The sequence below is a fragment of the Streptomyces liangshanensis genome (genome assembly GCF_011694815.1).
In the GTDB taxonomy this organism is placed as follows: Bacteria; Actinomycetota; Actinomycetes; order Streptomycetales; family Streptomycetaceae; genus Streptomyces; species Streptomyces liangshanensis.
In genome coordinates this window covers 1,499,654-1,520,610 of record NZ_CP050177.1, presented here as the reverse complement: position 1 = coordinate 1,520,610, position 20,957 = coordinate 1,499,654, and the positions used below count along the sequence as shown (strand labels likewise).

Sequence of the window (20,957 nt, the reverse complement as noted above, 5' to 3'; positions counted from 1 at the left end):
TCCTGGGAATCCTGGAATCCCGCGAACGGATGGGTCGCGGCGGTTACTTGACGCCGAGACCGGCGTCGGAGGCCTCGGGCTGACCGGCGGCCTTGAGCACCTTGTTCAGGGGCGCCAGGTCGTAGATGCCGGCCAGGTCGGGCTTCTTCAGCAGGCCCGCCTTCACCGCGTGGTCGGCCTCGGACTGGAGGGTCGCGGCCAGCGGGTCGTTGGTGACCTTGATCGACTCCCACGCGGGGTCGAGGACCTCGGGCGCCAGGGCCTTGCCGGACAGGGTCTTGAGCGCCTCGTTGGCGGAGGCCTTGGCCTTGTCCTCGTTGGCGTTGATCCAGGCGTTCGTCTTCACCGAGCCGCGCAGCACGGCCTCGACGACGTCCGGGTGCGCGGACAGGAACTTCTGCGACACGATGATGTTCGTGATCACGAACTGCTTGTCCGGCCACAGGTCCGACTCGTTGAGCAGCACCTTCGCGCCCTCGGAGACCAGCTTGGACGCGGTCGGCTCCGGCACCCAGGCGCCGTCGATGGCACCGGACTTGTAGGCGTCCGGGGTGATCTTGTTGTCCGTACGGACGACGGAGACGTCACCCTTGCCGGACTGGGCGTCGACCTTCCAGCCCTTCTCGGAGATCCAGTTGAGGAACGCCACGTCCTGCGTGTTGCCCAGCTGCGGGGTGGCTATCTTCTTGCCCTTGAGGTCGTCCAGGGTCTTGATCTTCTTCGGGTCGACCACCAGCTTGACCCCGCCGGAGGCCGAACCGCCGATGATCCGCAGGCTCTTGCCCTTGGTCTGCACGTACCCGTTGATCGCGGGGGAGGGGCCGATGAAGCCGATGTCGATGCTGCCCGCGTTGAGCGCCTCGATCTCGGAGGGCCCGGCGTTGAAGGTGGAGGGGGCGACCTTCGTGCCGCCCAGCTCCTTCTGGAACAGACCGTCCTGGATACCCACCAGGGCCGTGGCGTGCGTGAGGTTCGGGAAGTACCCGATCTTCACGGTGTCGGCCGAGAGCTTCTTCGCCCCGGCGGCTACCGCGGGCTTCGTGTCGTCCTTCTTCGCGTCGGAGCCGTAACCGCAGGAGGTGACGACAACGGCGAGGAGGGGCACCGCGGCGAGTGCGGTGATACGGCGGCGCGACAGGGTACGCGTGGCAGGCACGGGAGGGTTTCCTCTCGTCGGGCCCGGCGCTCACGCCCTACGAGTACGCGGGCGTGGCCGGGGGATCGGCAGGTCTTCGACGGTGCGGGTGGGGCGGGCGGTACGGGAGGTGGGGGGTGCGGGCGCGCAAGCGGTGCGCGTACGTCATCACGCACATCGCGCCACCCCGCCCGTTCCCGCGCCGAGGAGGCCGCTGCCCACCCGGCCGCCCTCCTTCGCGAAGGTCGCGTACATGTCGATGGCCATCAGAAGTCCCAGCCCTCTTCGTCGGCGGGTACGGCGGCGGCCCCGGCGCCCTCGGCGAAGGCGTCGCCCGCCATGCCGGCGCTCAGCGTCGTGCCGTCCGCCGGGTCGATCAGCAGGAACGATCCTGTGCGGCGGGACTCGGCGTACGGGTCGAGCGCGAGGGGCTCGGCGGTACGGATCCGCACGCGCCCGATGTCGTTGGCGACGAGCTGCCCGGGGGCCGGGTGCTGGGACAGGTCGTCCAGGGTGAGCCGGGACGGGATGTCCTTCACGATCGCCTTGACCGTACGGGTCGTGTGCTTGAGCAGCACTCGCTGGCCCACGGTCAGCGGCCGGTCGGCGACGTGGCACACGGTCGCCTCCACGTCCTGCGTCGAGGGCGGGAGCTGGCCGCTCGGGGCGATCAGGTCGCCGCGCGAGACGTCCACGTCGTCCGCGAGGCGGAGGGTCACGGACTGCGGCGCCCAGGCGATGTCGACGCTCTCGCCGAGCGCGTCGATGCCCTCGATCACGCTCGTGCGGCCGGAGGGCAGGACCGTCACGGCCTCGCCGACGCGCAGCACCCCGGACGAGATCTGGCCGGCGTAGCCGCGGTAGTCCGGGTGGCTCGCCGATTGCGGGCGGATCACGTACTGGACGGGGAAGCGCGCGGGGCAGTGGGCCAGGTCGTGGCTGGCGGGCACGGTCTCCAGGTGCTCCAGCACCGTCAGGCCGTCGTACCAGTCCATGTGCGCCGACGGCTCCACCACGTTGTCCCCGGCGAGCGCCGAGATCGGGATCGCGGTGATCTCGGGGACGCCGAGGGAGGCCGCGTACGCCGTGAACTCCTCGGCTATCGCGGTGAACACGGGCTCCGCGTACCCGACGAGGTCCATCTTGTTGACGGCCAGCACTACGTGCGGGACGCGCAGCAGCGCGGCGACGGCGGCGTGGCGGCGGGTCTGCTCGACCACCCCGTTCCGCGCGTCGACCAGGACGACCGCCAGCTCCGCGGTGGAGGCGCCGGTGACCATGTTGCGGGTGTACTGCACGTGCCCGGGGGTGTCGGCGAGGATGAACCGCCGCCGGGGCGTGGCGAAGTAGCGGTACGCGACGTCGATGGTGATGCCCTGCTCGCGCTCGGCGCGCAGTCCGTCGGTGAGCAGCGCCAGGTCCGGGGTGTCCTGGCCGCGGCTCAGCGAGACCCGCTCGACGGCCTCCAGCTGGTCGGTGAGCACCGACTTCGAGTCGTGCAGCAGCCGCCCCACGAGGGTGGACTTGCCGTCGTCGACGGAGCCGGCCGTCGCGAAGCGCAGCAGGGTGGTGGTGGCCAGCCGCTCGGCGAACTCGGCGTACGGCTCGGTGGTGCTCGTCATGGCTAGAAGTACCCTTCGCGCTTGCGGTCTTCCATCGCGGCCTCGGACATCTTGTCGTCGGCGCGGGTCGCGCCGCGCTCGGTGAGCCGGGAGGCGGCGATCTCCGCGATCACCGCGTCGAGCGTGGTGGCGTCGGAGTCGACGGCGCCGGTGCAGGACATGTCGCCGACCGTGCGGTAGCGCACCAGGCGCGTCTCGACGTGCTCGTGCTCCTTGGGGCCGCCCCAGTCGCCCGCGGTCAGCCACATCCCGGCCCGCGCGAACACCTCGCGCTCGTGGGCGAAGTAGATCTCCGGCAGCTCGATGCCCTCCCGGGCGATGTACTGCCAGACGTCCAGCTCGGTCCAGTTGGAGAGCGGGAAGACCCGGACGTGCTCACCGGCGGCGTGCCGCCCGTTGTACAGGTTCCACAGCTCGGGGCGCTGGCGGCGCGGGTCCCACTGGGAGAACTCGTCCCGCAGCGAGAACACCCGCTCCTTGGCCCGGGCCTTCTCCTCGTCCCGCCGCCCGCCGCCGAAGACCGCGTCGAACCGCTCGGCCTGGATCCGCTCGGTGAGCGGGACGGTCTGGAGGGGGTTACGGGTCCCGTCGGGGCGCTCGCGCAGCTTTCCCGCGTCGATGTACTCCTGGACGGAGGCGACGTGCAGGCGCAGGCCGTGCCGGGCGACCGTGCGGTCCCGGTAGTCGAGCACCTCGGGGAAGTTGTGCCCGGTGTCGACGTGCAGCAGGGTGAACGGCACCGGCGCGGGCGCGAACGCCTTGAGCGCCAGGTGCAGCATGACGATCGAGTCCTTGCCGCCGGAGAAGAGGATCACCGGCCGCTCGAACTCACCCGCCACCTCACGGAAGATGTGGACCGCCTCGGACTCCAGGGCGTCCAGGTGGCTCAGGGCGTACGGGGCGTCGGTGCCCTCGGTGACGGACGCGACGGTCGTGGTCACGCGAGACCCCTTTCGGTGAGCAGCGCGTGGAGCGCGCCGGCGGACTCCTGTACGGACTGGGTGTGCGACTCGATCCGCAGGTCCGGGTCCTCCGGGGCCTCGTAGGGGTCGTCGACCCCGGTCAGCCCCGATATCTCGCCGGCCGCCTGCTTGGCGTACAGCCCCTTCACATCGCGTACGGAGCACACCTCCACGGGTGTGGCGACGTGGACCTCCAGGTAGGCGGTGCCCGCGCCCTGGTGGCGTTTGCGCACGGCCTCCCGGCTGTCCGCGTACGGCGCGATCACCGGGACCAGCGCCTTGACGCCGTGGGACGCCAGCAGTCCGGCGACGAAGCCGATGCGCTGGACGTTGGTGTGCCGGTCCTCGCGGCTGAACCCGAGGCCCGCGGAGAGGAACTCGCGGATCTCGTCGCCGTCGAGCACCTCGACGCGGTGGCCCTCCGTGCGCAGCCGGTCGGCCAGCTCCCGCGCGATGGTGGTCTTGCCCGCGCTGGGCAGACCGGTGAGCCAGACGGTGGCGCCCTGCTCCGTCACGCTCAACTGTCCCTCCTCATAAGTTTCCTGACCGCCCGTCACCTGTGTGCCGGTCGCTATCCGTGCAGCCCGCACTCGGTCTTCCCGCGGCCGGCCCAGCGGCCCGCGCGGGCGTCCTCGCCCGCCAGCACCCGGCGGGTGCAGGGGGCGCAGCCCACGGAGGCGTACCCGTCCATGAGCAGCGGATTGGTGAGGACGCCGTGCTCGGCGACGTACCGGTCCACGTCCTCCTGCGACCAGCGGGCGATCGGCGAGACCTTGACCTTCCCGCGCCGCTCGTCCCAGCCGACGACGGGGGTGTTCGCCCGGGTCGGGGACTCGTCGCGGCGCAGTCCGGTGGCCCAGGCCGCGTAACCGGCGAGCCCCTCCTCGAGCGGCTTGACCTTGCGCAGGGAGCAGCACAGGTCGGGGTCGCGGTCGTGCAGCTTCGGCCCGTGCTCGGCGTCCTGCTCGGCGACGCTCCGGCGCGGCGTCAGCGTGATGACGTTGACGTCCATCACGGCGGCCACCGCGTCGCGCGTGCCGATGGTCTCGGGGAAGTGGTAGCCGGTGTCGAGGAAGACGACGTCCACGCCGGGCTTGACGGTCGAGGCGAGGTGGGCGGCCACCGCGTCCTCCATGGACGACGTCACGCAGAACGCGTCGCCGAACGTGTCCGCCGCCCACCGGAGGATCTCGGTGGCGGAGGCGTCCTCCAGTGCGCGGCCCGCGTGCTCGGCGAGGGCCTTCGGATCGTCCGTCCCGGTCAGCGTGGTCATGTCGCGGTCCCTCCGTCGGATGCCTGGAGCCCCCGGGTCAGCAACCCGAGGAACTTCAACTGGAAGGCCCGGTTGCATGCCGCGCATTCCCAGGCGCCGTGGCCCTGTTCGTTCGGGCGCAGGTCCTCGTCGCCGCAGTAGGGGCAGTAGAAGGGGGCGGCGCGCTCGCTCATGAGAGGGCCTCCTCCGACGCGCGGGCCGCCCAGGTGGCGAACCGCTCGCCGTCCTTCCGCTCCTCCTGGAAGCGGCCGAGGACCCGCTCGACGTAGTCGGGCAGCTCGTCCGACGTGACCTTGAGGCCGCGGACCTTGCGGCCGAACCCGGCCTCCAGGCCCAGGGCGCCGCCCAGGTGCACCTGGAAGCCCTCGACCTGCTCGCCGTTCCGGTCCAGCATCAGCTGGCCCTTGAGGCCGATGTCGGCGGTCTGGATGCGCGCGCACGCGTTCGGGCAGCCGTTGATGTTGATGGTGATCGGCTGGTCGAACTCGGGGATGCGGCGCTCCAGTTCGTCGATCAGCGTCGCGCCGCGCTGCTTCGTCTCGACGATCGCGAGCTTGCAGTACTCGATACCGGTGCACGCCATGGTCCCGCGCCGGAACGGCGACGGCTTGACCCGCAGGTCCAGCGCCTCCAGCCCGGCCACCAGCGAGTCGACCTGGTCCTCCGCGACGTCGAGCACGATCATCTTCTGCTCGACGGTGGTACGCAGCCGGCCCGAGCCGTGCGCCGCGGCCACCTCGGCGATCTCGACGAGCTTGGGGCCGTTGACCCGGCCGACGCGCGGCGCGAACCCGACGTAGAACCGGCCGTCCTTCTGCCGGTGCACACCGACGTGGTCGCGCCACGCCTGGAGGGGCTGCGCGGGAGCGGGCCCGTCGGTCAACTCCCGCTTGAGGTACTCGTCCTGGAGGATCTGGCGGAACTTCTCCGCGCCCCAGTCGGTGACGAGGAACTTCAGGCGGGCGCGGGTGCGCAGCCGCCGGTAGCCGTAGTCGCGGAAGATCCCGATGACCCCGGCCCACACGTCGGGCACCTCGTCCAGCGGCACCCAGGCGCCCAGGCGCTGCCCGATCTTGGGGTTGGTCGACAGGCCGCCGCCGACCCACAGGTCGAAGCCGGGGCCGTGCTCGGGGTGCTCGACGCCGACGAACGCGATGTCGTTGATCTCGTGCGCCACGTCCAGCAGTGGCGACCCGGAGATCGCCGTCTTGAACTTGCGCGGGAGGTTGGAGAACTCCTTGGTGCCGATGAACCGGGCGTTGATCTCGTCGATGGCCGGCGTGCCGTCGATGATCTCGTTCTCGGCGACCCCGGCGACCGGCGAGCCGAGGATCACGCGGGGTGTGTCACCGCAGGCCTCGGTCGTCGACAGGCCGACGGCCTCCAGGCGCCGCCAGATCTCCGGCACGTCCTCGATGCGGATCCAGTGCAGCTGGATGTTCTGCCGGTCGGTCAGGTCGGCGGTGTCCCGGCCGAACTCGTGCGAGATCTCGCCGATCACGCGCAACTGATCGGTGGTCAGCCGGCCGCCGTCGATCCTGACGCGGAGCATGAAGTACTTGTCGTCCAGCTCCTCCGGCTCCAGTATCGCGGTCTTGCCGCCGTCGATCCCGGGCTTGCGCTGGGTGTACAGCCCCCACCAGCGCATCCGGCCGCGCAGGTCGTTCGGGTCGATCGAGTCGAAGCCCGCCTTGGAGTAGATGTTCTCGATGCGCGCCCGCACATTGAGGCCGTCGTCGTCCTTCTTGAACTGCTCATTGCCGTTGAGCGGAGTGAAGTGGCCGACGGCCCACTGACCCTCGCCGCGGTGACGGCTCACCTTGCGGCGTGGGGTGGCGGGAGTCGGCTGGTCCGGGGTGGCGGCCATGGCGTTACGTCCTTCGAGACTGCGTGAGGGCGGCTCTCAGCCGCACACCCGCGCGAAGGCACGGCGATGCGCGGCAGGTGCAGAGGTCAGGGTCGGGTGGTGCGGGGTCGCGGCGGCGCGAGGTGTCTCAGCTTGCCGGACAGATGGCGCTGGACATGCGGCAGAGGTCGACGTGTCGCCGACCCACCAAGGCAATTCCAGCTCTCGACATGACGGAAGCGTGTCACGCGGATCTCGGGACAGTCCACCACTATCCACTATGTGGACGACTGAGTCCCGCTATGCGAGACGATGGGCGGGGCGGGCGGTACGGGTGATCACACCAGTGCCCCGGGCCACGGTCCCGGCGTCGCCGTCTCCTCCTCGTCCCACGTCTTCGTGTCGAAGAGGCGGAAACCGCGCCGCACGTAGTTGGCCCTCGCGTGCTCGCCGTCCTTGGTGCACGTGTGCAGCCACACCCGCCCGGTCGGCTCGACACCCGGGTGGCGCTCGGCGAGGTCCCAGGCCCTGGCGGTGCCGTACGACAGCAGGTGGCCGCCGATGCGGCGCCCCCGGAAGGAGGGGATCAGCCCGAAGTACACGATCTCCACCACCCCGCCGTCCTGCGCCGCCAGCTCCAGGAAACCGGCCGGGGTGCCCTTCTCGTACGCGACCCAGGTCTCGATCCCGGGCCGCTCCAGGTACTCCCGCCACCGCGCGTACGTGTACGGCAGCCGGTCCGTCCAGCGGACGTCCCCGCCCACGGCGGTGTACAGGAACCGGCTGAACTCGGGCGAGGGCACCTTGGCCCGTACGATCCGCACGTCGCCCGCCGGCGGGGCGGCGGGGCGCAGGTCGGACGGCGAGGTCTGCTCCAGGGACCACGTGGTCACGGTGAGGGTCATGCGCGCCAGAGAATCACGCGAGGCGCGCCCGGGTCACACCAGGGGGCGGCCTCTCACGGGCACGGCAGGCTCCGCGTGCTCAGCACCGCCGGGGCCGTCGAGTGCGGCAGCAGCTCCTCCGGGGCCGCCGGCGTGACCACCTCCACCTCGACCTCCTCGCGGAAGCGGTACGGCCGGTGCGCCAGTACCCCCGACAGGTGACGCCGCACCCGCGACATCTCCGCCCGTACGGTCACCGTCCGCGTCGCGTCCCCGAACACGTCCGCCGCCAGCTCCGCCGCGCTGCGCCCCTCCCGGCGCACGGCCAGCACGTACAGCAGCTCCGCGTGGCGCGGGGTCAGCTCCTGCACCCAGCTCCCCGCCGCCCCCGACACCGCCACCGACCAGCGCCGGGGCCGGCTCAGGTCCAGGACGACCCGGCTCACCGCCGCCGCCGAGGCCGGGTCGGGGTCCTCCACCACCTGGATCAGCCAGCCGCCCGGCAGCGGCTCCACCGCGCACAGGCCCAGCGTGGGGTGCCACACCCGGCCCGCCCCGAACGACTTGGGCAGCGGCAGCCGGTCCACCGGCGGCATCCCCGTCACCGCCGCCGTCCACCCGTGGCTGTCGACCGCCAGCGCGCGCCCCCCGATCCGGCACAGGAGCGGGGACGCCACCGAACGCAGCCGCTCCACCGTCCCCCGGTGCCGCTCCCGCAGGTCGCTCTCCGCGAGCCGCGCCACCGACTTGACCAGCGCCAGCGTCGTCGGATGGAACCCGGACGCCGGGCCGCTCACGTCGACCACCCCCAGCAGCCGGCCGTCCCGCGGGTCGTGCACCGGCGCGGCGGCGCACGTCCACGCGTGCAGCGTGTGGACGAAGTGCTCCGCCGAGTGGACCCGTACCGGCCTGCGGACCGCCAGCGCCGTACCGATCGCGTTCGTGCCGGTGGCCCCCTCGGTCCAGGCGGCCCCCTCCTCCAGCCAGATCCCGGTCGCCTGCCGCAGCACGGACGGGCTGCCGTCCCGCCACAGCACCCGCCCCTCGTCGTCCGTGACGACCATGATCTGGAGCGACGCGTCCGCCATCTCGGTCAGCGAGTCGACCAGGGTCCGCAGCGTCTCGCCCAGCGCGGTCGTACGCCGCCGGTGCTCCAGCTCGTCCCGCTCCAGCAGCACACTGCGCGTCGTCCGGTCGGGATCGAGCCCCATCCGGGCCATCCGCCGCCACGACGCGTCGATCACCGGGCGCGGCGGGACCGGGGGCCGCTCGCCCGCGAGGGCCGCCTCCCTGACCCGATGGAGGAGCCGGGTGGCCTGCGCGCCGTCCACGGCGATGAGCCGGGCCAGGTCGAGCGGAATGTCCTTCATCAGCCCATCGTGCCGTTCCCGTCACCCTCCGGAGGGGCAGTTCGGGAATCTGCTGCAACGGGTTGCAACTCTGGCATGTCGCCCGCGCGTGCCCGAGAGTGACAACGAATCAGAGGTGGTGCCGTGTCGGCGCAGCACCACCTCTGATGGCCTCACGCCCCCGGGCGCCGCCCCCCGCCCCGGTTCACGCCTCGGGCCGCGCCCGGTCCACGACCGACGCCAGGTCCAGCGTGTGCGGCAGCGTGCCGAAGGCCGAACCCCAGTCCCCGCCGAGCCGTGAGGCGCAGAACGCGTCCGCGACCTCCGGCGGCGCCCACCGCACCAGCAGCGAGCCCTGGAGCACCAGCGCCATCCGCTCCACCAGCCGCCGCGCCCGCGCCTCGATCCCGGTCAGGTCCGCCAGCTCGGTCAGCAGGTCCTTGATCGCCCGGTCCAGCCGGTGATCGGCGCCGCGCGCCAGGCCCACCTCCTGGAGGAACGCGTTCAGCGCGGCCGGCTCCCGCTGGAGCGCCCGCAGGACGTCCAGCGCCTGTACGTTGCCCGAGCCCTCCCAGATCGAGTTCAGCGGCGCCTCGCGCAGCAGCCGCGGCATGCCGGACTCCTCCACGTACCCGTTGCCGCCCAGGCACTCCAGGGCCTCCGCCACGGTCGGCGTGCACCGCTTGGTCACCCAGTACTTCGCGACGGGCACCGCGAGCCGCAGGAACGCCCGCTCCCGGTCCCGCTCGCCCTCCGGACCGTCCTGCACGGTGTCGTACGCCGCCGCCAGCCGCAGCGCGAGGGTCGTCGCCGCCTCCGACTCCAGGGCCAGGTCGGCCAGGACGTTCACCATCAGCGGCTTGTCGATCAACTCACCGCCGAACGCCCGCCGGTACGTGGCGTGATGGACCGCCTGCGCCACCGACTGCCGCATCACCGCGGCCGAACCGACCACGCAGTCCAGCCGGGTCGCCGCGACCATCTCGATGATCGTGCGGACCCCGCGCCCCTCGTCGCCCACCCGGCGCGCCCACGTCTCGTCGAACTCGACCTCGCTCGACGCGTTGGAGCGGTTGCCCAGCTTGTCCTTGAGGCGCTGGATGCGGAAGACGTTGCGCGTGCCGTCCGGCAGGACCCGCGGGACGAGGAAACACGTCAGCCCGTCGGGGGCCTGCGCCAGGACGAGGAACCCGTCGCACATCGGCGCCGAACAGAACCACTTGTGGCCGGTCAGCAGGTACTCGTCGCCCGCTCCGGTCCCGGTGTCCACCCGCCGGGCCCGGGTGGTGTTGGCGCGGACGTCGCTGCCGCCCTGCTTCTCCGTCATGCCCATCCCGAACAGCACCCCCGACTTCTCGCCGGCGGGCCGCAGTTCGGGGTCGTACACCCGGGAGGTCAGGCGCGGCTCCCAGTCGGCGGCGAGCGCCGGCTCCACCCGCAGCGCCGGGACGGCCGCGTGGGTCATCGACAGCGGGCAGGTGTTCCCGGCCTCCACCTGCCCCCACACCAGCAGTCCGGCCGCGCGGCGCATGTGCCCCGCGGGCCGTCCCCACGCGTCGGTGAGCCCGGACGCGACGGCTTGGCCCAGCAGTTGGTGCCAGGCCGGGTGGAAGTCGACCTCGTCGACCCGGTTCCCGTACCGGTCGTGCGTACGGAGGCGGGGCGGGTTCTCGTTGGCCAGCGTGCCCAGGAGCTGCAGCTCCGCCGATCCGGCGGAACGGCCGAGCGCGGTCAGTTCCGCGCCCGCCTCGTCGAGGAGCGCGGCGGCCACGTGCCGTTCCACCCCCTCGGTGAGAGCGCGGTCGGCGCTGAAGACGTCGTACCCCACCAGGGGGGGAACCTGGTTGGTCACTGTGTGGGTGGTGGCTGCCATGCCGCTACGGTAAGGACGTGCAGGCAGCAAATGAAACACCCGAGCGGCCGGCGGGCCGACTCCACCGGGCCAGAGTCCTCTACCGCAACGTCTCCATGAGGAGAATGGCCTGGTTGCTGCTGAAGGACACCGTCAACTCGTGCATCGAGTACCGCATCCTCGGACTCGCGGCCGAGGCGGCGTTCTTCACTCTTCTGTCACTGCCGCCGCTGTTGCTCGGGTTGATCGGACTGCTCGTCTACGTGGACGACTGGACGAGCGCCAACACCGTCGCCTCGATCGAGAACAACATCCTCTCGGCGGTCGGCACGGTCCTCTCCGACCGGGGCGTCAACCAGATCGCCAAGCCGCTCCTGGCGAGCGTCACCCACGGGCGGCCGGACGTCGTGTCGCTGGGCTTCGCCATCGCGCTCTGGTCGGGATCGCGGGCGGTCAACGTCTTCGTGGACACGATCACCGTCATGTACGGCCTCGACGGGCGCCGCGGCATCGTCGCGACCCGGCTCCTCGCCTTCCTGCTCTACCTCGTGGCGCTGCTGATCGGCGCGGTGGTGCTGCCGCTCGCGGTGGTCGGCCCCGACCGGGTCGTGGAGATCGTCCCGTGGGGCACCGAAGTGGTCTCCATTCTCTACTGGCCCGTCGTGAGCCTCCTCTCGATCGCCTTCCTGACGACGCTCTACCACGTCTCCGTACCGGCCAGGTCGCGCTGGATCGAGGACGTCCCCGGCGCGCTGGTCGCGCTCGGCATGTGGGTCCTCGGCAGCTTCCTGCTCCGCATCTACCTGACCAGCACGGTCGAGGGCCCGACGATCTACGGCTCCCTCGCGGCGCCCATCGCGGTGCTCCTGTGGATCGGCATCTCGGCCTTCGCGGTCCTGGTCGGCGCGGCCGTCAACGCGGCCATCGACCGCGTCTGGCCCTCGCTGGCCACGGCGGCGGCCCGCGCGGCCAACGAACGCCTGCGCACGGCCCACGCGGCGGAACTGCTGGCCCGCGCGGCCGCCGAGTCGGAACTGCGCAGGGCGCGCGGCGAGTACGACTACTTCGACGACGAGGACGACAACGACGGGGACGACGGCGGCGACCTCGGCATGCCGTCCGAGTTCCCCGAGCGCTGGTCCCGCTTCCTGCCGCCGGACGACCTGCGCTCGCGCCTGCACTCCGGGCGCGAGAGCCGCGAGAACAAGGGGCTGCGGGAGAGCAGGGAGCGCGACCAGCGGTCCTGACCGGGCGCCGCGCGGGCCCGGCACCACGCGCGCGGCCCCCGGACTACCCTCGTGGGTCATGTACGAGGAACGGGCGTCGCGGGTGGACGGCGCCGTCGTCTGGACGAAGACCACCACCGGCGCCCCCGGCACCACCCCGTACCCCGTCCTGCCCGACGGCTGCATGGACCTGCTGTGGCTCGGCGGCCGGCTCCTCGTCGCCGGACCCGACACCCGCGCCCACCACCCCACCGTCCCCGGACCGGGCTGCGCCGGGGTCCGGTTCGCGCCCGGCACCGCGCCCGCCCTGCTCGGGGTGCCCGCGCACGAGCTGCGCGACCGGCGCGTCGAGCTGGCCGACCTGTGGCCCTCGGCGGAGGTACGGCGGCTCACCGCACGCCTCGAAGCCGCCCCGGACCCCGCCGCCGCCCTGGAGGCGGTCGCGGTGCGCCGCGCGGCCGCCGCCCCCGCCCTCGACCCGCTGCTGCGCGCCGTCGTCGCCGGCCTCGACGCGGGCCGCACCGTGGCCGCGACCGCCGACGCCGTCGGGCTCGGCGTCCGCCGGCTGCACCGCCGCTCGCTGGACGCCTTCGGCTACGGGCCCAAGACCCTCGCCCGCGTCCTGCGGTTGCAGCGCGCCCTGGGCCTCGTACGGGCGGGCCTGCCGTACGCCGCGGCGGCCACCGCTGCCGGGTGCGCCGACCAGGCACACCTCGCCCGGGAGACCCGCGAGCTGGCCGGGCTCACCCTGGGCGCCTACGCGGCGCTGGCGAAGAGCGAGACCTCGCAGCCGTCCGGGTCGAGGACCACCGCGTAACGCTGCCCCCAGACCGCGTCCCACGGCTCCAGGTGCCCCCGGTGCCCGGCGGCGGTGAGCGCCGCGTACGTGGCGTCCACCTCGGCGGGGGAGTCGCAGAGGAAGGCGAGCCCGACCCGGCCCCCGGCCCCCGGCGCCGTGAAGCCCGGGTCGAAGGACCGGACCGTGTCCTCCGTGTCCCACAGGAGGCGCGTCCCGCCCGGCAGCAGGACCTCCACGTGCGGCGCGGTGTCCGCGCCGGCCGGGATGTCCAGGCCGAGGAGGCGGTAGAAGGCGAGCGAGGCCGCCAGGTCGGAGACGACCAGGGAGGTCGCGTCGAGTCGAGGAGTCATGCGCCCACCGTAGGCACCGGCCGGGTGCCGGTCTTGAAGGAATCGGACGCCGTGCCCGAACGAACCGGACGTCATGGTTTCGTAAGAGGTGAGGGGCGGTGCACCGGTCACCGTCCGAGGAGACTTGCCGTCATGCACACCATCCTGGTCGTCGACGACGATCCCACCGTCGCCGAGGTCGTCACGGGCTATCTGGAGCGCGCGGGCTTCGCCGTCGACCGGGCCGCCGACGGACCGCAGGCGCTGCGGCTCGCCGCCGGCAAACCGCCCTCGCTGGTGCTGCTCGACCTGATGCTGCCCGGTATGGACGGCCTGGAGGTGTGCCGCAGGCTCCGCGCCGCCGGGCCCGTACCGGTGATCATGCTCACCGCGCGCGGCGACGAGGACGACCGGATCCTCGGCCTGGAGATAGGGGCGGACGACTACGTCACCAAGCCGTTCAGCCCCCGCGAGCTGGTGCTGCGCGTCGAGTCCGTCCTGCGGCGCGGACGCCCCGACCGGGGCGACCGGGCCGGACCGGAGCTGACCGCCGCCGGGATCACCCTGGACCCGGCGGCCCGCCGGGTGACCAAGGACGGCCGGGTGCTCTCCCTCACCCTCAGGGAGTTCGACCTGCTCGCCCACCTCATGCGCCACCCGGGACAGGCGATCGCCCGGGAGCAGCTGATGAACGACGTGTGGGGGTGGGAGTTCGGCGACCTGTCGACGGTCACCGTGCACGTACGGCGGCTGCGCGGCAAGGTCGAGGACGATCCGGCGGCCCCGCGGCTGATCCGTACCGTGTGGGGGGTCGGCTACCGCTTCGACGTACCGGTCGGGGAACCGCCCGCCCCCGCGCCCGCCGGGCCGGAGGCGCCTATGACCTCCGCGACACCCGCCCCCGTACCGCCCGACGGGAGCTGAGGAGCACCATGACGGACATGCTCCTCATCGCCCTGTACGCGTTCCTCGGCGCCGCGGTCGCCGCGCTGCTCGGCGCCGTCGTGCTGCGGCTGCTGCGCCACCGCTCGGTGCTCGTCTCGCTGACCGTCGTCGCCGCCGTCACGGTCGTCGCGATGCTCGGGGGGACCCTCGCGGTCGCGTGGGCGATGTTCCTGTCGACCCACGACCTGTCGGTCGTCACCACGGTCGCGGCGATGGCCGCGGTCGTCTCGCTCGCCACCGCCGTGCTGCTGGGCCGCTGGGTGGTGGCCAGGAGCCACGACCTGGCGCTCGCCGCGCGGTCCTTCGGCGACGGCGGCAGCTTCGCCGCCCCGGACGGCGACTCCACCGCCGAGCTGTCCGAGCTGGGCAGGGAACTGGCCGTGACCAGCGCCAAGCTCGCCGCCTCCCGGGAGCGTGAGCGCGCCCTGGAGACGTCCCGGCGGGAGCTGGTGGCCTGGATCTCGCACGACCTGCGGACCCCGCTGGCCGGCCTGCGCGCGATGTCCGAGGCGCTGGAGGACGGGGTCGTCCAGGACCCGGACCGCTACTTCCGGCAGATCAGGGCCGAGGTCGAGCGGCTGAACTCGATGGTCGGCGACCTCTTCGAGCTGTCCCGCATCCACGCCGGGGCGCTGGCCCTCGCGCCGACCCGGATGTCGGTCTACGACCTGGTGGGGGAGGCGCTCGCGGGGGTCGACCCCCTCGCCAGGGAGCACGGTGTCCGGCTGGTCGGCGGGAGCATCGAGGCCGTACCGGTCGAGGTGGACGGCAAGGAGATGACCCGCGTCCTGGCCAACCTGCTGGTCAACGCCATCCACCGGACCCCCGCCGACGGCACGGTCGCGGTGGCGGCCGAGCGGCGCGCGGACTCCGTCGTGCTGTCCGTCACGGACGGCTGCGGGGGGATCCCGGCGGAGGACCTGCCCCGGGTGTTCGACACCGGCTGGCGGGGCACCCAGGCCCGGACGCCCCCGGCGGGAGCGGGGCTCGGGCTGGCGATCGTCCGGGGCATCGTGGAGGCCCACGCGGGCCGTACCGCCGTCCACAACGTCACGGGCGGCTGCCGCTTCGAGGTCACGCTGCCGGCGGCGGCGACCCTCGGCTGAGAGGCGGACCCCCGGGAACAGCGGTGTCCCCGGCCGCCGGACGGGCGTGCTGCCCGCCCGGCGACCGGGGACTTGTCGTCAACGACTGGCTAGACGTTGTCGACTAGAAGACGCTGACGCCGTAGACGCTCAGCGCCTCCGTGACCGGCTGGAAGAACGTGGTGCCGCCGGAGGTGCAGTTGCCGCTGCCGCCCGAGGTCAGACCCAGGGCCACGGAGCCGGCGAAGAGCGAGCCACCACTGTCGCCCGGCTGGGCGCAGACGTTGGTCTGGATCAGACCGGAGACGGTGCCCTGCGGGTACTGGACGGTCGCGTTGAGGCCCTGGACCGTGCCGGTACGGACACCCGTGGTGGAGCCACTGCGGGTGACGCGCTGTCCGACGGTGGCGTTGGCGGCGGACGTGATGTCCTGGTACGAGCCGTTGTAGAGGTAGACGCGGCCGTCCGCGTTCGCGGCGTTCGCGTGCCGGATGATGCCGTAGTCGTTGCCCGGGAAGCTGGTGCCCGTACGGGTACCGAGCAGCGCGGTGCCCGCCGAGTTGGTGTACCAGGTGGTGGCGATGTTGGTGCAGTGCCCGGCGGTCAGCGCGTAGTACGTGCTGCCGCTGCGGACGTTGAAGCCGAGGGAGCAGCGGCTGCCGCCCGCGTAGATGGCCTCGCCGCCGGCGATGAGCGGGCTGAACGAGCCGGGGGTCTTCTTGATCGCGAGCTTCGACTCGTCCGGCACGGAGTTCTTGATCTCCGCTATCTCGCCGGCGGAGACCGTGCTGTCCACGGTGACGACGACCTTGCCGGAAGCCGTGTCCGTGTACCAGGCGGAACCGACGACAGCGGCGTCGGTCACGCCGGCGGTGGCCTCGGCGAGCTGGGTCGCCAGGGAGGCGACGGGGGCGGGCTGGGCGGTAGCAGTCGGGGCCGCAAGCGCGGCGACGGTCACCAGACCGGAGGCGACCGCGAGAAGGCGGGCGCGTCTGGAGATCGAGCCGAGGGGGGAAAGGCGCTTGAAGGTCACAACATCCTCCATAGATGGGGGAAACGCGCGGTCCGTCGGGTAAGCGGGCCGCCGGGGTGCGACCGTCCACCGCCATTCGGTTTTGGCCGTGAACCTGTCAATCGCACGGACTGAATAGTTGACGTCGTTCCCTTCCTGGGCAAGGCCGACTTCTGGACCGCCGGGGCGCCGTGGCCGGCCGGCGGAGGCGGTACGGCCGGGGCGGTACGGCGGGCGCCGGAAGGATCACGCTTCCCGGGCCGGGCGGGGTGGACGCGGGTGCTGCGGGAGGGCGCGCGTGTCGTGGCCGGGCGGGAATCGGATGCCCTCAGCACGTACCGCCGCCGAGCACCGGACTTGTCCGACGGCGTCATCCGGCCGTGCTCCAGCCTGTCCGGCGGGCGTGCGCCGCGCCGCACGCGACGCGCGTAGCGCGCGGCGGACCCGCCGGGGCTCTCGGGTGGCGGCCCGGCGCCTGATCGGTGTCCGGGGCACGCGGTTCGGTTTGTGGGCGGTATCGCGGATATGTCCGTACGGCGATCTTGGCCGGATCGTTTCGGTTGAGGCCTCCCGGCGGGTGGATCGGCGTGACGTTGCCCACGGATTCGACCGGAGGTGCCCCCTTGCGTCGGCGGCGGGGCGTGTGCAGGCCGCTCGGTGGGGCGGGTGTGTCCCGGGTCGAGCGGTGTGGTCGCCGTCACAGGCGGGTCGCTTGCTTTGTGGTTGAGGGTTAAACCAACATGTTGATACGTCATCAGCATTGTTGACGCGTCATCTTGTGCCACGCCACGTAGAGAAAAGGGCTCCGCCATGACCGACCCCGTCAAGCTCGCCGTCATCCACTACTCCGCCACCGGTACGAACGCCGAGGTCGCGAAGACGCTGGCCGAGGCGGCCGAGAAGGCCGGCGCCGAGGTGCGCCTGCGGCGCGTCGCCGAGCTGGCCCCCCAGGCGGCCATCGACTCCAACCCGGCGTGGGCGGCCCACCAGGCGGCCACCGCGGACCTCGCCGTCGCGACCCCGGACGACGTCGACTGGGCGGACGCGGTGATCTTCGGCGGCCCGACCCGCTTCGGGAACGTGGCCGCGCAGCTCAAGCAGTTCATCGACACGCTCGGCGGCCTCTGGGGCCAGGGCCGGCTGGCCGACAAGGTCTACAGCGGCTTCGTCTCCTCGGCCACCCGCCACGGCGGCCAGGAGTCCACGCTGCTCGCGCTCTACAACTCGGTGCACCACTTCGGCGGCATCGTCGTGGCCCCGGGCTACACCGACCCGTCGAAGTTCGCCGACGGCAACCCGTACGGCACCTCCCACGTCGACGCGCAGGGCACCAACCCGGTCGGCGACGAGACGCGCCAGGCGGCGCGCGTCCAGGCCGAGCGCGTCGTCCGCATAGCGGCGGCACTCAAGGCCGGCAAAGCGGCCTGACCCCTCCGGCTGACCCTTCCGGGGGCGGCGGTACAAGGCGGCGGCTGGCCCGAAAGCCACCCCCCGCCCCACCCGCCGCCTCCGCGCGCAGCCCGTCCCCGCCCGATTCCACTGGACCGCACGTTCCCTGATCCCGGCTCAGCGACCGGGGTCGTCCAGTTCGCGGGACCGGTCCCGGCGGGGTGATCGGGGCCGTACTGCCGATCCCGGCTCCGCAATCCGGGTCGTACGGTCGTCCGGGTCGCGGGACCGGTCCCGGCCGGGTGATCCGGCCGTACGACCGACCCGGGCCCGGCGACCCGGGTCCCGCGATCCGGGTCGGTCAGCCCCGGTCTCGGGGGAGTCCGTCCAGGATTCGGCGCAGCAGGCCGTCCAGTAGCTCGACCTCGTCCGGCGCGAGGGCGTCGAAGAAGTACGTCCGCACGGCCTCGACGTGGCCCGGGGCCGCCGCCTCGATCGCGGCACGGCCCGAGGCGGTCAGCCGGACCATCGCCCCGCGCGCGTCCGTAGGACACTCCTCGCGGGCCACCAGCCCCCGCTTCTCCATCCGGGTGATCTGGTGCGACAGCCGGCTCCGCTCCCAGTCGGCCAGCACGCTCAACTCCCGCGCCCGCAGCAGCCCGTCCGGCGCCTCGGAGAGGGGGACGAGCAGCGCGTAGTCCGCCTCCGTCAGCCCGGCCTCCTGGGTCAGCCGCCGGGAGAGCGTCGCCGACAGGTCCCGCCGTACTTCGAGATACGCCCGCCACACGCGGGCCTCGGTCTCGTCGAGCCACCGCGGTTCCGTCATGGCCGGAATTCTAACGTCCGCCCGCGGGGGCGCCCCCGAACGGCCGCCCCCGTCCCCGGAGGGGTTCCCGGGAGCGAGGTCCGGTGGGACCGCCCCTCGCGGGGTACCGGTAGGGAGACCCGACCGGGAAGCCGGTCCTGGAACCCTGGCGGAGGAGCCCGCAGTGAGCACCGAACTCATGATCCTCATCGCCGTGGGCGTCGTACTGGCGCTGATCACCCTCGGCGGCGCCCTCACCCTCGCCGTCCGTCTCGTACGGGCCCGGCGCGCGCTGCGCGCCGCGGGGGTGCCCGAGCGGCGCAAGTGGGTGTTCTGGGCCGCGATCGGCTACCTGATACTCCCCACCGACCTGGTGCCCGACCCGGTGTACCTCGACGACATCGGCGTCCTGCTGCTGGCGCTGCGCTCGATCCGCTCGGACGGGGCGAAGGGGCGGTACGCGCTCCAGGCCGCCCGCGCCGCCGGACGCCTCGGCCGCGCGAAGGACGTACGTACTCCTCGCTGACGTACCCCTCGCGCCGTCCGCTCCCTCGCGGCTCCCGCCGCCCTGCTCTCCTCTTGCGCCCCCTGGGGGATGATCGCACCGCACGCCACCCAGGCGTCCCCCGAGCACGGCACGAGAGGTTTCAGTGACACAGCACGCGATCCCGGACGTCAGCGCCGACGGCCAAGACCGCACCGGCTCCGGCCGCACCCCGGCCGGACCCGCCGAGGACCGGCGCCCCCTTCCCGGCGGCCCCCGCCGCGACTGGTGGCGCGAGTCCGTCGTCTACCAGGTGTACGTCCCCAGCTTCGCCGACGCCGACGGCGACGGCATGGGGGACCTCCGGGGCATCACCGACCGCCTCGCGCACGTGGCGGACCTCGGCGCGGACGCCGTCTGGCTCACGCCGTTCTACCCCTCCCCGCTCGCCGACGGCGGCTACGACGTCGCCGACTACCGGGGCGTCGACCCCCGCCACGGCACGCTGGACGACTTCCGCGCCCTCCTGGCCCGGGCACGCGAGCTGGGCCTCCGTACCATCGTCGACATCGTCCCCAACCACTGCTCCGACCAGCACCCCTGGTTCACCGAGGCGCTGGCGGCGGCCCCTGGCTCGGCCGCCCGTGACCGGTTCATCTTCCGCGAGGGCACCGGGCCCGACGGCGCCGAGCCACCCGCCGACTGGCAGTCCAAGTTCGGCGGCCCCGCCTGGACGCGCGTCCCCGACGGCCAGTGGTACATGCACATCTTCGCCTCCGAGCAGCCCGACCTGAACTGGGACAACCCCGAGGTCGCCGCCGACTTCGAGGACACCCTGCGCTTCTGGCTGGACCTCGGGGTCGACGGGTTCCGCATCGACGTCGCCCACGGCCTGCGCAAGGACCTCGTACCGCCGCTGCGCGACACCCGCGGCGGCGACACCGCGCCCCTCAACTCGCCGCCCGCGGGCCTGAACCACCCCTTCTGGGACCGCGACGAGGTCCACGACATATACCGGGTCTGGCGCAAGATCACCGACGGGTACGCGCCGCCCCGGATCATGGTCGCCGAGGCGGGGGTCAGCGCCGCCCGGCTGCCGCTCTACACGCGGCCCGACGAACTCCACCAGGCCTTCAACTTCTTCCACCTGCGCTGCCCGTGGCGGGCCGCCGCCTTCCGGGACGTCATCGACACCTCGCTCGCGGACGCGGCGACCACCGGATCGCTGCCGACGTGGGTGCTCTCCAACCACGACGTCGTACGCCACCGCACCCGCTACGGCCTGCCCGAGGGCACCGACCTGCGGGCCTGGGTGACCGGCGACGGCCGCGACCCGGCCGCCGACGACGTGCGCGGCCGGCGGCGCGCGCGGGCCGCCGCGCTGCTGACCCTCGCGCTGCCCGGCACCACGTACCTCTACCAGGGCGAGGAGCTGGGCCTGCCCGAGGTGGCCGACCTGCCGGCCGCGTCCCTGCGCGACCCGATGTGGGAGCGCACCGGCCACGGCCAGAAGGGGCGCGACGGCTGCCGGGTGCCGCTGCCGTGGACCCGGGAGGGTTCCTCGTACGGCTTCGGCGCGGGCGGCAGCTGGCTTCCGCAGCCCGAGGGCTGGGGCGACCGGTCCGTGGAGGCGCAGACCGGCCGGGCCGGCTCGTTCCTGGAGCTGTACCGCACGGCGCTGGCGCTGCGCCGCGGCTTCCTCGGCGACGAGAGCTTCACGTGGCTGCCGTCGGCCCCCGGCGAACTGGCCTTCCGGAAGGGCGCGGGCCTGGTGTGCCGGGTCAACCTCTCGGACGAGCCGGTGCCGCTGGCCCCGCCGGCCGGGGCGGAGCCGCTCCTCGCGAGCGAGGCACTGCCGGCCGGCCAGCTCCCGCCGGACACGGCGGTGTGGTTCCGGAGCGCGGGCGAGTAGTCCCACGGCCGCCGGGCGGGGGCGATGCGCCCGCCCGACGGCCCCGGA

Annotated in this window: 21 protein-coding genes; 7 read left to right on the top strand and 14 right to left on the bottom strand. The window is 72.9% G+C overall.

Annotation, left to right across the window (positions count from 1 at the left end; genetic code table 11):
• Positions 1 to 43: 43 nt before the first annotated feature.
• The 11 genes from HA039_RS06635 to HA039_RS06590 form a co-directional block, all read right to left on the bottom strand.
• Positions 44 to 1,156: an aliphatic sulfonate ABC transporter substrate-binding protein gene (locus HA039_RS06635; RefSeq protein ID WP_167025168.1), complete on the bottom strand. Its 1,113-nt coding sequence runs from the start codon at positions 1,154 to 1,156 to the stop codon at positions 44 to 46.
• A 245-nt stretch (positions 1,157 to 1,401) separates the two neighbouring features.
• Entirely contained in the window at positions 1,402 to 2,757 is a 1,356-nt protein-coding gene (locus tag HA039_RS06630) for a sulfate adenylyltransferase subunit 1 (RefSeq protein WP_167025165.1), read from the bottom strand.
• Between the two features lie 2 nt (positions 2,758 to 2,759).
• Positions 2,760 to 3,698: a sulfate adenylyltransferase subunit CysD gene (gene cysD / locus HA039_RS06625; RefSeq protein ID WP_167025162.1), complete on the bottom strand. Its 939-nt coding sequence runs from the start codon at positions 3,696 to 3,698 to the stop codon at positions 2,760 to 2,762.
• A complete protein-coding gene (gene cysC / locus HA039_RS06620; protein ID WP_167025158.1) occupies positions 3,695 to 4,276 on the bottom strand; it encodes an adenylyl-sulfate kinase in 582 nt (193 codons plus the stop codon). Before cysC ends, cysD begins: the two co-directional genes overlap by 4 nt.
• Positions 4,277 to 4,290: 14 nt before the next feature.
• A complete protein-coding gene (locus HA039_RS06615) occupies positions 4,291 to 4,992 on the bottom strand; it encodes a phosphoadenylyl-sulfate reductase (RefSeq protein WP_167025155.1) in 702 nt (233 codons plus the stop codon).
• Positions 4,989 to 5,165: a hypothetical protein gene (locus HA039_RS06610; protein ID WP_167025152.1), complete on the bottom strand. Its 177-nt coding sequence runs from the start codon at positions 5,163 to 5,165 to the stop codon at positions 4,989 to 4,991. Before HA039_RS06610 ends, HA039_RS06615 begins: the two co-directional genes overlap by 4 nt.
• Complete coding sequence (locus HA039_RS06605) at positions 5,162 to 6,859, bottom strand: nitrite/sulfite reductase (protein WP_167025149.1); 1,698 nt, start codon at positions 6,857 to 6,859, stop codon at positions 5,162 to 5,164. The genes HA039_RS06610 and HA039_RS06605 overlap by 4 nt, the downstream gene beginning before the upstream one ends.
• 127 nt (positions 6,860 to 6,986) lie before the next feature.
• On the bottom strand, positions 6,987 to 7,070 hold the full coding sequence (locus HA039_RS34495) for a putative leader peptide (protein ID WP_341830053.1): 84 nt from the start codon (positions 7,068 to 7,070) through the stop codon (positions 6,987 to 6,989).
• Between the two features lie 106 nt (positions 7,071 to 7,176).
• Entirely contained in the window at positions 7,177 to 7,743 is a 567-nt protein-coding gene (locus tag HA039_RS06600) for a GNAT family N-acetyltransferase (RefSeq protein WP_167025146.1), read from the bottom strand.
• Between the two features lie 53 nt (positions 7,744 to 7,796).
• Positions 7,797 to 9,092 carry a GAF domain-containing protein gene (locus tag HA039_RS06595; RefSeq protein WP_167025143.1) on the bottom strand — a complete coding sequence of 432 codons (1,296 nt, stop codon included), beginning with the start codon at positions 9,090 to 9,092 and terminating at the stop codon, positions 7,797 to 7,799.
• A 184-nt stretch (positions 9,093 to 9,276) separates the two neighbouring features.
• Positions 9,277 to 10,944, bottom strand: coding sequence for an acyl-CoA dehydrogenase family protein (locus tag HA039_RS06590; protein ID WP_167025140.1), 1,668 nt, complete (start codon positions 10,942 to 10,944; stop codon positions 9,277 to 9,279).
• A gap of 17 nt (positions 10,945 to 10,961) precedes the next feature.
• On the opposite strand from HA039_RS06590, the gene HA039_RS06585 reads away from it, so the two are divergent.
• Complete coding sequence (locus HA039_RS06585; RefSeq protein ID WP_167025137.1) at positions 10,962 to 12,170, top strand: YihY/virulence factor BrkB family protein; 1,209 nt, start codon at positions 10,962 to 10,964, stop codon at positions 12,168 to 12,170.
• A 58-nt stretch (positions 12,171 to 12,228) separates the two neighbouring features.
• Positions 12,229 to 12,966, top strand: coding sequence for a DUF6597 domain-containing transcriptional factor (locus HA039_RS06580; RefSeq protein WP_167025134.1), 738 nt, complete (start codon positions 12,229 to 12,231; stop codon positions 12,964 to 12,966).
• Here HA039_RS06580 and HA039_RS06575 read toward each other — a convergent pair.
• Positions 12,906 to 13,298, bottom strand: coding sequence for a VOC family protein (locus tag HA039_RS06575; RefSeq protein WP_167025132.1), 393 nt, complete (start codon positions 13,296 to 13,298; stop codon positions 12,906 to 12,908). The genes HA039_RS06580 and HA039_RS06575 overlap by 61 nt on opposite strands.
• Positions 13,299 to 13,430: 132 nt before the next feature.
• Between HA039_RS06575 and HA039_RS06570 the strand changes: the two genes are divergently transcribed.
• The gene (locus HA039_RS06570; protein WP_167025129.1) at positions 13,431 to 14,201 is read left to right on the top strand and encodes a response regulator transcription factor; all 771 of its coding nucleotides are present in this window, start codon (positions 13,431 to 13,433) and stop codon (positions 14,199 to 14,201) included.
• Between the two features lie 8 nt (positions 14,202 to 14,209).
• Positions 14,210 to 15,328, top strand: a complete 1,119-nt coding sequence (locus tag HA039_RS06565; protein WP_167025126.1) for a sensor histidine kinase — start codon at positions 14,210 to 14,212, stop codon at positions 15,326 to 15,328.
• Positions 15,329 to 15,431: 103 nt separating this feature from the next.
• Here the strand turns inward: HA039_RS06565 and HA039_RS06560 are convergent, their stop codons facing one another.
• Positions 15,432 to 16,340: a S1 family peptidase gene (locus HA039_RS06560; protein ID WP_167025123.1), complete on the bottom strand. Its 909-nt coding sequence runs from the start codon at positions 16,338 to 16,340 to the stop codon at positions 15,432 to 15,434.
• 789 nt (positions 16,341 to 17,129) lie between these two features.
• Here HA039_RS06560 and wrbA point away from each other — a divergent pair.
• Entirely contained in the window at positions 17,130 to 17,747 is a 618-nt protein-coding gene (wrbA, locus tag HA039_RS06555) for an NAD(P)H:quinone oxidoreductase (protein WP_167025120.1), read from the top strand.
• 322 nt (positions 17,748 to 18,069) lie between these two features.
• On the opposite strand, the gene HA039_RS06550 is transcribed toward wrbA, so the two are convergent.
• On the bottom strand, positions 18,070 to 18,534 hold the full coding sequence (locus HA039_RS06550; protein ID WP_167025117.1) for a MarR family winged helix-turn-helix transcriptional regulator: 465 nt from the start codon (positions 18,532 to 18,534) through the stop codon (positions 18,070 to 18,072).
• 178 nt (positions 18,535 to 18,712) lie between these two features.
• Here HA039_RS06550 and HA039_RS06545 point away from each other — a divergent pair, with 178 nt between their 5' ends.
• Both HA039_RS06545 and HA039_RS06540 read left to right on the top strand, forming a co-directional pair.
• Complete coding sequence (locus tag HA039_RS06545; protein WP_167036329.1) at positions 18,713 to 19,039, top strand: YkvA family protein; 327 nt, start codon at positions 18,713 to 18,715, stop codon at positions 19,037 to 19,039.
• A gap of 124 nt (positions 19,040 to 19,163) precedes the next feature.
• On the top strand, positions 19,164 to 20,909 hold the full coding sequence (locus tag HA039_RS06540) for a glycoside hydrolase family 13 protein (protein ID WP_243869225.1): 1,746 nt from the start codon (positions 19,164 to 19,166) through the stop codon (positions 20,907 to 20,909).
• Positions 20,910 to 20,957: the final 48 nt, after the last annotated feature.